We start from the raw sequence: 11,666 nt of genomic DNA, 5'->3' as shown, positions 1-11,666 counted from the left end.
GCGGGCGCGTAGGGGCCTGAGGAATAACGCCAGCTACACTCAGGTTCACCCATTCGAGCCGTTCGAATAGTTGGAGTAGCCAGATGATCACCCTCACCGAACAAGCAGTTTCCAAGGTCGACGAACTGATCAGCGCCGAAGGCGACGAAGGTCTCGCACTGCGAGTGGCCGTGCGTCCCGGTGGCTGCTCGGGCTTCTCCTACGAGATGTACTTCGACACCGATCGCGCGGCCGACGACATGGTCACCGCGTTCGGCAAGGTCGAGGTCGTCGTCGATCCCTCGTCGGCGCAGCTGCTCGAGGGCGCCACCCTCGACTACAAGGACGGCCTCCAGGACGCCGGCTTCGCGATCGACAACCCCAACGCGCAGAAGACCTGCGGTTGCGGTCAGAGCTTCAGCTGATCGACCTGACTGACTAGGTTGCGGTCCATGACGGATCGCAACTTCGACCCAGAGCTCGCGGAGATCGTCGAGCTGCTCCCGACCACGATCGACTGGGGTCCGGCCGAGTCGATGGCGGAGGCCCGCGCCTCGATGGCCTCGTGGGGCGTTCGGCCCGAACCGCGTCCCGACGTGACGCGTGAGGATCGGATGATCCCGGGCCGCGACGGCGACCCCGACGTGGTCGTGCGCGTCTACCGGCCCGTCACGTCACCGGCCGGACCGATGCCCGCGCTGGTCGAGATCCACGGCGGCGGATTCATCATGGGCGATCTGTCGATGATGGACGGTTTCTGCGATGTCGTGGCGGCCGAGTTCCCGGCGGTCGTCGTGAGCGTGAACTATCGACTCGCCCCGGAGGACCCGTACCCCGCCGGCGTCGAGGACTGCTACGCGGCGCTCCGGTGGCTGGCCGACAACGCGGCCGAGCTCGGCGTCGATCCGGCGCGGATCGCGGTGTCGGGTCAGAGCGCGGGTGGTGGCCTGGCGGCGGCCACGGCCCTTCTGGCTCGTGATCGCGGCGGACCGGACCTCTGCTTCCAACTGCTCGACATTCCCGAGCTCGACGACCGATTGGCCACACCGTCGATGCAACAGTTCACCGACACGCCGCTGTGGAATCGTCCCAACGCGATCCGGAGTTGGAGCTGGTACCTGGGCGACGACGAGGCGCCTGGTTCCGACGACGTGTCGTACTACGCCGCACCGGCCCGGTGCGAGAACCTGCACGGACTCCCGCCGGCGTTCGTGGCCGTGATGGAGTTCGACCCGCTGCGAGACGAGGGGCTCGTCTATGCGATGCGCCTGCTCGAGGCCGGGGTGTCGACCGAGATTCACGCGTATCCCGGCACGTTCCACGGCTCTGCCCTGGTGACGACGGCGGACGTGTCGAAGCGGCACGCCCGCGACAGCATGGGCGCACTTCGGCGAGCGCTGGTGCCTCAGACGAGCGCGAGCGCCTCGGCGAGCTCCGACCCGTCGTAGATCGCATCGAGGCGGCGGCGAATGATGCCGTCGGCACCGACCACGAAGAGCACGGGCTCGTACGTCAGCTCGTAGGCGTCGACGATCTCGGTGGTGTCGCCGCCGGTCCCGCTGGCCAGGCCCTCGTCGTTGTGTGGATCGACATAGACCTCGGCGTGGATCACCTCGAGATCGGTCCGGTCGGCCACGGTGTCGATGAGCAGCTCGATCACCGGGCCGCAGATCTCCGTCTGGCAGAAGCCGGGTGTGGCGATGCTCACCACGGCGGGCCGATCACCGGCCGCCAGGACGTCGACGAGATCGGCCTCGTGGAACGGGCATGGTTCGACTCGGGTGCAGAGCGGGTCGACCCCTCGGGCATCGGCCACGGTGGCGGTGTTGACCGCCGGGAGCCGGTCGCCGGGTTGCGGGACAGCCGTCTCGCCCGGCTCGAGCACCAGGAACGGGTGCTCGTAGGTGCCGGCGTCGTTGGTGAACACGGTCTGGTAGGTGCCGGCCGCGGGGGCCGTGAAGAAGATCGAGTAGTAGGGCGTGATCACGCCGGTGTCGCGGCGAATCGAGTCACCGCCGGCGATGAGGGCGCCGGACTCGTCGAAGATCTCGAGCTGAATGGTTTCGGGTGCGTTGGCCCGCATGATGTCGTTGCCGTCGTGGAGGACGTAGGCGAGGCGCTGCTCGACCGAGTGGACGAAGGGCGATGGCCCCCGCAGCCCATCGGAGAAGGACGGCACCAGTGCGGGAGTGCCGAGCGGCTCGAGCGTCGTCAACGTCGGTGCGGGGGAGCCGCTCTCGTCGTCGCCGCAGGCCGCGAGCAGACGGCCGGCGCCGGCCACTCCGACTGCGCCGAGAATGAAGGACCGTCGATCGAGTGGGCTCATGGTCCAAAACGCTAACCCGTCGCCATCCTCAACCTCCCCTCGGAGGCCGGGTTGCGGGCGCTAGCGTTCGCTCGATGTCGGAACCGATGCAGCTCTCCGTCGACGGCTCGACCGTCGAGGTGGTCGATGACACGGCCACCCTGCTCGACGTCCTGCGCGAGGTCGCCGGGGTCACGGCGGTGAAGGACGGGTGCAGCCCGCAGGGTCAGTGCGGCTGCTGCACCGTGCTCGTCGACGGCCACCCGCGGGTCTCCTGTGTCACCCCGGTGCGTCGGGTCCGCGGTCGCGAGATCACGACCACCGAGGGACTCCCCGACGACGTTTCCGCCGCGTGGGCCGCGTCGTTCTCGGCCACGGGCGGGAGCCAGTGCGGCTTCTGCACGCCGGGCATCATCTGCCGGTTCGAGGGGCTCCGGGCCAAGGGGGTCGATCACGACGATCGCGACGCCGCGGCCAAGGCGCTGCAGGCGCACCTGTGTCGTTGCACGGGATGGCAACCGGTGGTCGACGCGTGGGTCGCCTTCGGTTGTGCGTCACCCACGATCAGCGAGGGTGCGGCGGTGCGCGCCGCGCTCGAAGGTGGCACCCGCCAGGATGTGGGCCCGCATGTCGCCCTGGGTCGCGGCGGGTTCGCCGACGACACCGCGCCGGCTGACGCGTTGGTCGCCGTGCCGACCGACGACGGTTGGGAAGTGGCCGAGACCCACGCCGAGGCGCTCCGCCGGGCGGGCAAGGTGCAGGGCCGCCGCACCACTGCCGACTTCGCGCCGCCCATCGAGCTCCCGGCGGGGGAGTGGGTGCGGACGCTGCGCACCTCGTGGGTCGAGCCGGGCTATCTGGAGACCGACGCCGCGTGGTGTGAACCGGGTGGTGAGCCGGCGTCACCGCTGGAGAACGGTGGTGCGTTCGGTGGAAAGACCGCCAGCGAGGTGGGAGTGGTCGCGCGCCGCCTCGCCGACGAGCACGGCCGCGCCGTGCGGGTGCGCTATTCGCGAGAGGACGCGGTTCGCCGAGGTCCGAAGCGGCCGCCGATCGCGGCAGGGCTCGCGGCCGACGGATCGGGCATCGTCCGCGTCGCTCGCACCGCCGGCGTCGCCGCGGCCATCGCGTCCGTGGCCCCCGAGTTGCAGGTCGAGGAGGTCGACGTCGTCGGCCCGCCGACCAGCGCCGCCATTCGCGGCGCGGGTTGGGTCGAGGCGGCCGTGCTACTCGCCTCGCAGCGCGACGAGCCGGGTTGGATCTCGGCTCCCGCCGGGGGGTCGGCTCGGGCCTCGATCGCCGACGACGGCGCGATCACCGTCACCGTGCGACCGGGCGAGGTGCTCGACGAGACCGTGCTGCGGTCGTACTGCGTCGGCGCCGCGCACATGGGCCTGTCGTGGGTCACGAGCGAGTCGCTCGGCGTGGACGAGGCCGGTCGGATCCATGACCTGACCATCCGCAGCTTCGGCATCCTCCGCGCCGTCGACACGCCGCGCATCGAGATCATCATCGACGCCGCCGGTGCGCGCGGGCCGGCCGTGGCGGTCAGCGACGCCGTCTTCGCTGCTGTCGCCGCCGCCACGTGGCGCCACATCGGCTTTCCGCCTGTCTGGCCCACGCCGCACCCGCGATTGTCGGACACCACCCCGGCCTCGTCGTTAGGGTGAGGGCATGAGCACCCCCGTCGGTCCCTACACACCCATCGTTCGTGGTGGCGATCTTCTGTTCACGGCCGGTCAGGTCGGCATCACCGCCGACGGACTCGTCGAGGGTGGCGTCGAGGCCGAACTTCGTCAGGTGTTCGTGAACCTGCGCTCGGTGTTGTCCTCTGCGGGAGCGTCGCTCGCCGACGTGGTGAAGACCACCGTGTTCCTGGCCGACATGGGCGACTACGCCCGGATGAACGAGATCTACGTCGAGGAGTTCGGCGATCACCGTCCGGCGCGGTCGGCCGTCGCAGTAGCGGCGCTGCCGCTCGGCGCTCGCATCGAGATCGAGGCGATCGCCACGGTCTGAGTCGGAACGGTCCGGTGTGTGGCTGGCGGCCCGACGGGTCTGGCAGACTGCACCCCATGGACGTCGGAGCGATCATCATGGTTGTCGTGCTCGTCATCGTCATGCCGGTCGGCATCCTGTTGAGCATGATGGGGCTGGCCGGTGTGGTCGGGGGCCTGGTCGGGCGCAACAGCGACCTCGACAACGTCACCGACGACGGTGAGCCCAACGAGTACCTGCGGCTCTCCGACTCGAACCCCTACCGCGGCTGACTCGGCGGCCGCCGCCTGTCGGTCCGGCCCCGAACTGCAACGGGGGTCTGACCCCGAATGCAACGGTAGGACGTGACGGGGGTGCGCTGTGGAGGCCACCCCCGTCACGAACGGTGGGTCAGGCGGGCGTCGATTCCGCTTCGATGGCTGTGGTTCCGCCGGTACTCACGCTGATCTTGCGGGGCTTCGCCCGTTCGGCGACGGGAATGCGAAGGGTGAGCACGCCGTCGTCGAGGTTGGCTTCGATGGCCTCGCCGTCGAGACCGTCGCCGAGATGGACCTGGCGACGGAACTTCCCTCGGGTGCGTTCGGCGAGGTAGGTCCGGTCACCCTCGTGATCGGGCCAATTGCGCTCGGCGCTGATCGTCAGCACGTTGCGTTCGACATTGATGTCGAGGCTGTCGGGCGAGACGCCGGGGACGTCGATGTGCACCCACAGGTCCTGATCTCGACGGTAGGCGTCCATCGCCATCACGTTGCTGCCACCGGACCGGCCGGTCACGCGACCGGTGAGGGCATCGAGTTCGCGGAAGGGATCGTTCTGGAACAACATGTCAACTCCTTGTCTGGATCGATGGGTCTGGATCGATGGCCTTCTCAACAACTGAATACCTTTCAGTTATTCCGAAAGATAGCAATCCGGAATGAAAGGCACAACCTATTTTGCTATGGTCGCCACATGACACGCATCCGCCTCGACACGGCCGGTCTCACCGCCGCAGCGATCGATCTCGTCGACCGTCGAGGGTTCGACGAACTGAGTCTCTCGGCCGTCGCCAGCGGTCTGGGTGTCGGGCCCTCGGCCCTCTACACACATGTGGACGGTTTGTCGGGACTCCGAGAACTCGTGGCGTCCGAGGCCACTCGTGGTCTGACCCACGCGGTGCGCAACGCAGCCATCGGTACCAGCGGCGACGACGCCTTGCGCGCCGTCGGCCACGCCTACCGAGACTTCGCCGAGATGTTTCCCGGACGGTTCCTCGCCATGGTGAACGTCGCCGGAACCGGCGCCGCCATCAGTGAGGCGCGCGCCGAACTCGACGAGGTGTTCCAGCTCATCTATCTCGCCCGCGGTGTGGCCGATGCCGCGCCCACCTCGCGCAACGCGCGCGGTGCACTCCATGGGTTCCTCGTGCTGCACCACACCGGGGGTGGCCCGCACACCGACGACGACTTCACCGCGCTGCTCGACATGCTGTGCGCAGCGCGCTGAAGAAGACCGCGCTGATCAGGCCCAGCGCGAACGACCGAAGGAGTAGCCGACGGAGCGGATCGTCTGGATCAGGTTGGCGTGTTCTTCGCCGAGCTTGGCCCGGAGACGGCGGACGTGGACATCGACGGTTCGGGCGCCGCCGTAGTAGTCGTAGCCCCAGACTCGGTTGAGCAGCGTCTCGCGGGTGAAGACCTTGCCGGGGTGCGCGGCCAGGAACTTCAGCAGCTCGTACTCCATGTAGGTCAGGTCGAGTGGCTTGCCCTCGATGATCGCCTGGTAGGTCTCGAGGTTCATCGCCAGCGGGCCGTACTCGATGACCTCGACGTCGTCGCTGCGACCGGACCGACGGAACACGTGCTTGAGCCGCGTCTCGAACTCGACCGGATGGAACGGATGGACGCAGAAGTCGTCGAACAGGTCCTCGCGGGGATCGAGCTCCATGAGCTGGCCGCCGTTGACGAGCAGCAGCACCGAATCGACGTTGACGTCACCGTTGCGGATCGCCCGGCAGAAGCGAATGGCCGACTCGAGATCGGACCCGCCGGTGGCCATCACGATCGCGCCGATCCAGCCGTCGGCCGGTTCGTCGCGTCGCGCCGCGTCGATGTCGGACGCGGCCTTCCAGGCCCAGCCCCCGATGTCGAGGGCCTGGGCGAGCTCCGGTGGCACCGGCTCGGGGTGGACGAGAAGCGGTTCCATCACGTGCTCGGAAGGTAGCGCTCCAGCTCGAAGGGTGTGACTTGTGACTGGTAGTCGTTCCACTCGCGGCGTTTGTTGCGGAGAAACCATTCGAAGATGTGGTCGCCGAGCGCGGTGCGGACCAGGTCGGATCCCTCCATCACGTCGAGCGCTTCGTCGAGTGAGCGCGGCAGCGGTTCGATGCCGTGTTCGCGACGTTCCTCGTCGGACAGATCGAACAGGTTGAGCTTGGTTTCCTCGGGCAGCTGGTAGTCCTCGGTGATGCCCCGCATGCCGGCGGCGAGCAGGAGCGAGAGGGCCAGGTACGGATTGCAGGCAGGATCGGGCGCCCGGTACTCGATACGGGCCGACTCGGCCTTTCCCTTCTTGCGCACCGGGACCCGGACCAGCGCCGAGCGGTTGTTGCGGGCCCATGCGACGTAGGGCGGGGCCTCGGAGGTCTCGGCGATGCGCTTGTAGCTGTTGACCAGCTGGTTGGTGACGGCCGTGATCTCGCGAGCATGGCGCAGGATGCCGGCGGTGAACTGGCGAGCGGTCGGCGACCAGCCGTAGGGATCGTCGCCGTCGTGGAAGGCGTTGGCGCCGTCCTTGAACAGCGAGAGGTGCGTGTGCATGCCCGACCCCTGCACACCGTTGAGCGGCTTCGGCATGAAGGTGGCGTAACAGTCTCGCTCGAGGGCGATCTTCTTCACCACGAGACGCAGCGTCATCAGATTGTCGGCCACGTCGAGCGCCTCGGTGTAGCGGAGGTCGATCTCGTGCTGGCTCGGCGAATCCTCGTGGAAGGAGTACTCGACGGGAATGCCCATCGCCTCGAGCATGTGGATCGTTCGCTTGCGGAGGTCGCTCGAGACGTCGGCCGTGGTCAGGTCGAAGTAGGACGCACGGTCGAGGGGTTGGGGCTTGCCGTCGGCCGGGTCGCCGGAGGCGAAGTAGAAGAACTCGACCTCGGGAGCGGCGAACATCGAGTAGCCGTGGGTGCGGGCCTCCTCGAGATTGCGGCGCAGGACCTGGCGTGGATCGCCGACGAAGGGCGACTCGTCGAGGTTCTGGATGTCGCAGAACATGCGGGCCGACGGTTCGTCCTCCTTGGCCCACGGCAGCAGCTCGAACGAGCGGGCGTCGGGCCGGGCGAGCACATCGGATTCGTGCACCCGCGAGAATCCGTCGATCGCGGTGCCGTCGAACTGCACGCCGTCGGCCAGCGCGGTGTCGAGTTCGGCCGGGGTGATCGCCACCGACTTGAGTTGACCGACGACATCGGTGAACCAGAGGCGGATCAACCGCACCCCGCGTTCTTCGACAGTGCGAAGTACGTATTCCTGCTCGCGTTCCATCTTCTCTCCCGGCGACGGGTCGCTCGTAGCTTGCCGCAATTCGGCGACGACCATGACTGTGACATCCTCGCCGGCGTTCGTCGCTCGCGAACCGGGGTCGTTCACACGGCGTTCACAATTGCGAAATGGTCGGGAAATCCGGTCTTGGAATCGTGATGCCCGGCTCATGAGAACGAGCCGCTTCCTACGACTTCCTCAAAGAGGGGACACCAATGGCCTATCAGGCTGAATACCTGTGGATCGACGGCACCGAGCCGACACGTGAGATCCGCGGCAAGACCAAGATCCTCGCCGACGGCGACACGCCCGGCACCTGGGGCTACGACGGCTCCAGCACGAATCAGGCGACGGGCGACAATTCCGACGTCGTCCTGAACCCCGTCTTTCAATGTCCTGACCCGATTCGCGGCGGTAACAACATCCTCGTCTTGTGCGAGACACTGCTCACGGGCGACATGTCGCCCCACCCGACCAACACCCGGGCGAAGGCCCGCGAGGCGCTCGACAAGTACGGCGATCAGGAGCCGTGGTTCGGCCTCGAACAGGAGTACACCCTGATCAACCCGGGCACCGGTTGGCCGGCCGGCTTCCCGCCGAACGGCTTCCCTGCTCCGCAGGGCCCGTACTACTGCGGTGTCGGCGCGCTGAAGATCCATGGCCGTGACCTGATCGAAGAGCACACGCAGGCGTGCATCGACGCCGGCCTTGCCATCTCCGGCACCAACGCCGAGGTCATGCCCGGCCAGTGGGAGTTCCAGATCGGCCCCGCCGACACCGTCACCGTGGGCGATCACCTGTGGGTCGCGCGTTACCTCCTCTACCGTCTGGCCGAGGACTACGAAGTCGAGGTGAGCATCGAAGCCAAGCCGATGAAGGGCGACTGGAACGGCGCCGGCATGCACACCAACTTCTCGACCAAGGCGATGCGCGAGAGCTACGACCCGATCGTTGCGGCGTGCGAGGCGATGGGTGCCGAGGGAGTTCCCGCCAGGCACCTCGAGGGCTACGGCATCGGTATCGAGGACCGCCTGACCGGCGCCCACGAAACCCAGCGCTTCGACCAGTTCAGCTACGGCGTGTCCGACCGCGGTGCGTCGATTCGCATCCCGTGGCAGGTCGCCAAGGAAGGCAAGGGCTACATCGAGGATCGTCGCCCCAACGCCAACGCCGACCCCTACGTCGTCGCCACGCTGCTGACCAACACCATCTGCAGCGCCCTCGCCTGACCCGCGACACCTCCCAACCCCCCATCAAATTGAGGCGGGTTTGCCACCGCAGCGGTGGTGAACTCGCCTCAATTTGCGGGTTTTGGGGGGATTGTGGGTTTTGGGGGGACTTGGACCTGTCAGTAGGGGCCGGGGCCGGGGTCTTCGCAGAGCTGAACCATGGCCTTGCCGGTGTTGGCGCCGGTGAACAGGGAGTTGAGTTGTCCGACGCAGCTCTCGAGCCCGTACTTCAGGTCGGTCTTGTAGTCCATGCGTCCCTCGGCCGCCCACTCCCACATCTGGTCCCAGGCCTCGGGGTAGCGCTCGACATAGGCGAGCCCCTGGAAGCCGGCCATCTTGGCCCGCTTGTTGATGAGGTTCAGATAGTTCGACGGCCCGGGCGGTCGGCCCTTCTCGTTGTACATCGAGATCGCGCCGATGATCACGACGCGAGCGCCGATGGCGAGACGGCGCAGCGCGACGTCGAGGATCGGCCCGCCGACATTGTCGAAGTAGATGTCGAACCCCTTCGGTCGGATCTCCTTCAGCCGCGCCGCGAGATCGTCGGTGCGGCGGTTGAGGCACACCTCGGCGCCGAGCGACTCGACCCAGCGGCACTTCTCGTCGGATCCGGCGATGCCGACGACCGTTGCGCCGAGATTGCGGGCGACCTGCACGGCGACCGACCCGGTCGAGCCGGCGGCCGCCGAGATGAGGACCGAGTCGCCCTCCTCGATCTCGCCGAGGTCGGTGAGCCCGAAGTAGGCCGTGGCCGCGGGCGACGAGATGACGGCCATCTGGAACACCGCGTCGTGCTCGGGCGGGAAGGCGTTGACCAGCGGACTGTCACCATCGGCGACCACCCAACTGCTCCATCCCGGCAGACCGCCGCCGCACCACGAGCCCACCTCGATGTCGGGATGGTTGCTCTCGATCACGCGTCCCATGCCGCCGCCCCGCACGGCTTCGCCGATCTTCACCGCCGGCAGGTAGCCCTCGCCCTCGTCGAGCCACGACCGCACCGCCGCGTCCATCTGGAGATACACCATGCGCAGCAGGATCTGACGATCGCCGAGCTCGGGCATCTCACCCTCGACGATCTCGACATCGTCGTTGGTCAACATCCCGTCGGGGCGTTGCCGGAGGACGACCTGGCGGTTGACCCGCGCGAGCGGTTCGGGGAGATCTGACAGGGCTGGTTCGGTCATGGCGCGAGCTTCGCGCGGCGAGGCCCCCGGCCGCCCGTCCGTCGGCCGGTCGATCAGTGCAACGACTCGATGAGGTCGGCGATGTCGGCGGTGGTGGTGAGCGGGTTGACGATGCAGATGCGCAGCACGGTCTCGCCCTGCCATGCGGTGGGCACCACGAATGCCTGTCCGCGGTCGAGCAGCGCTGCGCTCCACGTCGCGTAGTCGGCGACCCCCCATCCGAGTCGACGGAACACGACGACCGAGAGTTGTGGCTCGAGTACGAGCTCGCACGACGGGTCGTCGCGGATGAGGTCGGCCGCGGCGTGGGCGGTGGCGAGGGTCTGTTCGATCGCGGCGACGTAGGCGTCGGTGCCGTAGGTCGCCAGGCTGAACCACAGTGGCAGGCCACGAGCGCGTCGCGACAGGTGGTGCGCGTAGTCGCTGGCGTTCCAGACATCGTCGTCGTGCAACACGTCGAGGTACTCGGCGTGCTGGGTGTGGGCGGCCTTCGCGATCTCTGGATCCCGGTAGAGCAGCGCGCACGAGTCGAACGGGGCGAAGAGCCACTTGTGGGGATCGACGATGAGGCTGTCGGCCCGTTCCACCCCATCGAACCGGGCCCGCACGCTGGGGGCGGCCAGCGCGGCGCCGCCGTAGGCCGCATCGACGTGGAACCAGAGATCGTGGGCCTCGCTCACCGCGGCGATCCCGGCGAGGTCGTCGACGATGCCCGCGTTGGTCGTGCCCGCGGTGGCGACGACCGCGCAGACCCGGTCACGGTCGGGGCCGTCGAGCGCCTCGAGGGCCGCGGCCAGTGCGTCACCGCCGAGGCGACCGTCGTCTTCGGCGGCCACGGCCAGCACGTCGGCGTCCATGACCATGCCCGCCTGAGCGATCGACGAGTGGGCGCCCGACGAGGTGACGATCAGCGCACGGGTGGAGTCGACGCGGCCGCCGGCACGAGCACGCCAGCGCCACCGGGCCGCCATCAGCGCACTCAGGTTCCCGGCCGTGCCGCCGCTGACGAACACGCCGCCGGCCGACATGGGCATGCCGGCGAGGTCGGCGATCCAGCGCAGCGCGGCGTTCTCGGCCGCGATGGCGCCGCCGCCCTCCATCCACGAACCCGCGTAGATGCTCGACGCGCCGACCACGAGGTCGAACAGCACGGAGGCCTCGGTGGGTGCGGCGGGCACGAACGACAGGAAACGCGGATGGTCCGTCGAGATGCAGGCCGGCGCGAGGTCGACGGCGAACCGTTCGAGCGCGTTCAGGCCACCGATACCGGAGGCCGTGATGGTGCCGTCGACGACGGTGCGCAGCTCGGACTGATCCCGGGGCGCGTCGAGCGGTGGTGGGTTCATCGCAATGCGTTCGACGGCGTAGCGGACGATCGCGTCGGTCAGCGCCTCGAGTGAGGGATCGTGACCGTGCATGACAGAAGTCTTGCACTGTCGGCCGAGAAGGT

General features: G+C 68.1%; 13 protein-coding genes. 7 read left to right on the top strand and 6 right to left on the bottom strand.

Annotation, left to right across the window (positions count from 1 at the left end):
- The first annotated feature begins 83 nt into the window (after nucleotides 1–83).
- Nucleotides 84–404, top strand: a complete 321-nt coding sequence (gene erpA / locus RIB98_18955) for an iron-sulfur cluster insertion protein ErpA (protein MEQ8843061.1) — start codon at nucleotides 84–86, stop codon at nucleotides 402–404.
- A 27-nt stretch (nucleotides 405–431) separates the two neighbouring features.
- Nucleotides 432–1,427: an alpha/beta hydrolase gene (locus RIB98_18950; protein MEQ8843060.1), complete on the top strand. Its 996-nt coding sequence runs from the start codon at nucleotides 432–434 to the stop codon at nucleotides 1,425–1,427.
- On the opposite strand, the gene RIB98_18945 is transcribed toward RIB98_18950, so the two are convergent.
- Entirely contained in the window at nucleotides 1,385–2,305 is a 921-nt protein-coding gene (locus tag RIB98_18945) for a hypothetical protein (GenBank protein ID MEQ8843059.1), read from the bottom strand. The two genes, RIB98_18950 and RIB98_18945, sit on opposite strands and share 43 nt — an antisense overlap.
- A gap of 74 nt (nucleotides 2,306–2,379) precedes the next feature.
- On the opposite strand from RIB98_18945, the gene RIB98_18940 reads away from it, so the two are divergent.
- From RIB98_18940 to RIB98_18930, 3 genes are read left to right on the top strand one after another with little or no spacing between them, the layout of a single operon-like run.
- Nucleotides 2,380–3,954, top strand: coding sequence for a 2Fe-2S iron-sulfur cluster-binding protein (locus RIB98_18940; GenBank protein MEQ8843058.1), 1,575 nt, complete (start codon nucleotides 2,380–2,382; stop codon nucleotides 3,952–3,954).
- A gap of 4 nt (nucleotides 3,955–3,958) precedes the next feature.
- Complete coding sequence (locus RIB98_18935; protein MEQ8843057.1) at nucleotides 3,959–4,303, top strand: Rid family detoxifying hydrolase; 345 nt, start codon at nucleotides 3,959–3,961, stop codon at nucleotides 4,301–4,303.
- A 56-nt stretch (nucleotides 4,304–4,359) separates the two neighbouring features.
- On the top strand, nucleotides 4,360–4,554 hold the full coding sequence (locus RIB98_18930) for a hypothetical protein (GenBank protein MEQ8843056.1): 195 nt from the start codon (nucleotides 4,360–4,362) through the stop codon (nucleotides 4,552–4,554).
- 118 nt (nucleotides 4,555–4,672) lie between these two features.
- Here RIB98_18930 and RIB98_18925 read toward each other — a convergent pair whose 3' ends face one another.
- Entirely contained in the window at nucleotides 4,673–5,107 is a 435-nt protein-coding gene (locus RIB98_18925) for an Hsp20/alpha crystallin family protein (protein ID MEQ8843055.1), read from the bottom strand.
- Nucleotides 5,108–5,233: 126 nt separating this feature from the next.
- Here RIB98_18925 and RIB98_18920 point away from each other — a divergent pair, with 126 nt between their 5' ends.
- Complete coding sequence (locus RIB98_18920; GenBank protein MEQ8843054.1) at nucleotides 5,234–5,767, top strand: TetR-like C-terminal domain-containing protein; 534 nt, start codon at nucleotides 5,234–5,236, stop codon at nucleotides 5,765–5,767.
- A 15-nt stretch (nucleotides 5,768–5,782) separates the two neighbouring features.
- Here RIB98_18920 and RIB98_18915 read toward each other — a convergent pair whose 3' ends face one another.
- A complete protein-coding gene (locus RIB98_18915; protein MEQ8843053.1) occupies nucleotides 5,783–6,466 on the bottom strand; it encodes a response regulator transcription factor in 684 nt (227 codons plus the stop codon).
- Entirely contained in the window at nucleotides 6,466–7,857 is a 1,392-nt protein-coding gene (locus tag RIB98_18910) for a glutamine synthetase family protein (protein MEQ8843052.1), read from the bottom strand. Before RIB98_18910 ends, RIB98_18915 begins: the two co-directional genes overlap by 1 nt.
- A 158-nt stretch (nucleotides 7,858–8,015) precedes the next feature.
- On the opposite strand from RIB98_18910, the gene glnII reads away from it, so the two are divergent.
- The gene (gene glnII, locus RIB98_18905; GenBank protein MEQ8843051.1) at nucleotides 8,016–9,029 is read left to right on the top strand and encodes a glutamine synthetase GlnII; all 1,014 of its coding nucleotides are present in this window, start codon (nucleotides 8,016–8,018) and stop codon (nucleotides 9,027–9,029) included.
- Nucleotides 9,030–9,148: 119 nt separating this feature from the next.
- Here the strand turns inward: glnII and RIB98_18900 are convergent, their stop codons facing one another.
- Both RIB98_18900 and RIB98_18895 read right to left on the bottom strand, forming a co-directional pair.
- The gene (locus RIB98_18900) at nucleotides 9,149–10,216 is read right to left on the bottom strand and encodes an NADP-dependent oxidoreductase (protein MEQ8843050.1); all 1,068 of its coding nucleotides are present in this window, start codon (nucleotides 10,214–10,216) and stop codon (nucleotides 9,149–9,151) included.
- 53 nt (nucleotides 10,217–10,269) lie between these two features.
- On the bottom strand, nucleotides 10,270–11,634 hold the full coding sequence (locus RIB98_18895) for an aminotransferase class V-fold PLP-dependent enzyme (protein MEQ8843049.1): 1,365 nt from the start codon (nucleotides 11,632–11,634) through the stop codon (nucleotides 10,270–10,272).
- Nucleotides 11,635–11,666: the final 32 nt, after the last annotated feature.

This window comes from Acidimicrobiales bacterium, from assembly GCA_040219515.1.
Taxonomy (GTDB): Bacteria; Actinomycetota; Acidimicrobiia; order Acidimicrobiales; family Aldehydirespiratoraceae; genus JAJRXC01.
The sequence above is the reverse complement of the archived record's forward strand: the minus strand, read 5'-3'. Positions and strand labels throughout refer to the sequence as shown.

What these genes read in the sequence shown, in the direction of transcription:
- RIB98_18935 (MEQ8843057.1), top strand. Translation starts at nt 3,959, where the DNA reads ATGAGCACCCCCGTCGGTCCCTACACACCCATCGTTCGTGGTGGCGAT.
- RIB98_18920 (MEQ8843054.1), top strand. Translation starts at nt 5,234, where the DNA reads ATGACACGCATCCGCCTCGACACGGCCGGTCTCACCGCCGCAGCGATC.
- erpA (MEQ8843061.1), top strand. Translation starts at nt 84, where the DNA reads ATGATCACCCTCACCGAACAAGCAGTTTCCAAGGTCGACGAACTGATC.
- RIB98_18925 (MEQ8843055.1), bottom strand. Translation starts at nt 5,107, where the DNA reads ATGTTGTTCCAGAACGATCCCTTCCGCGAACTCGATGCCCTCACCGGT.
- RIB98_18895 (MEQ8843049.1), bottom strand. Translation starts at nt 11,634, where the DNA reads ATGCACGGTCACGATCCCTCACTCGAGGCGCTGACCGACGCGATCGTC.
- RIB98_18910 (MEQ8843052.1), bottom strand. Translation starts at nt 7,857, where the DNA reads ATGGTCGTCGCCGAATTGCGGCAAGCTACGAGCGACCCGTCGCCGGGA.
- glnII (MEQ8843051.1), top strand. Translation starts at nt 8,016, where the DNA reads ATGGCCTATCAGGCTGAATACCTGTGGATCGACGGCACCGAGCCGACA.
- RIB98_18945 (MEQ8843059.1), bottom strand. Translation starts at nt 2,305, where the DNA reads ATGAGCCCACTCGATCGACGGTCCTTCATTCTCGGCGCAGTCGGAGTG.
- RIB98_18940 (MEQ8843058.1), top strand. Translation starts at nt 2,380, where the DNA reads ATGTCGGAACCGATGCAGCTCTCCGTCGACGGCTCGACCGTCGAGGTG.
- RIB98_18915 (MEQ8843053.1), bottom strand. Translation starts at nt 6,466, where the DNA reads ATGGAACCGCTTCTCGTCCACCCCGAGCCGGTGCCACCGGAGCTCGCC.
- RIB98_18950 (MEQ8843060.1), top strand. Translation starts at nt 432, where the DNA reads ATGACGGATCGCAACTTCGACCCAGAGCTCGCGGAGATCGTCGAGCTG.
- RIB98_18930 (MEQ8843056.1), top strand. Translation starts at nt 4,360, where the DNA reads ATGGACGTCGGAGCGATCATCATGGTTGTCGTGCTCGTCATCGTCATG.
- RIB98_18900 (MEQ8843050.1), bottom strand. Translation starts at nt 10,216, where the DNA reads ATGACCGAACCAGCCCTGTCAGATCTCCCCGAACCGCTCGCGCGGGTC.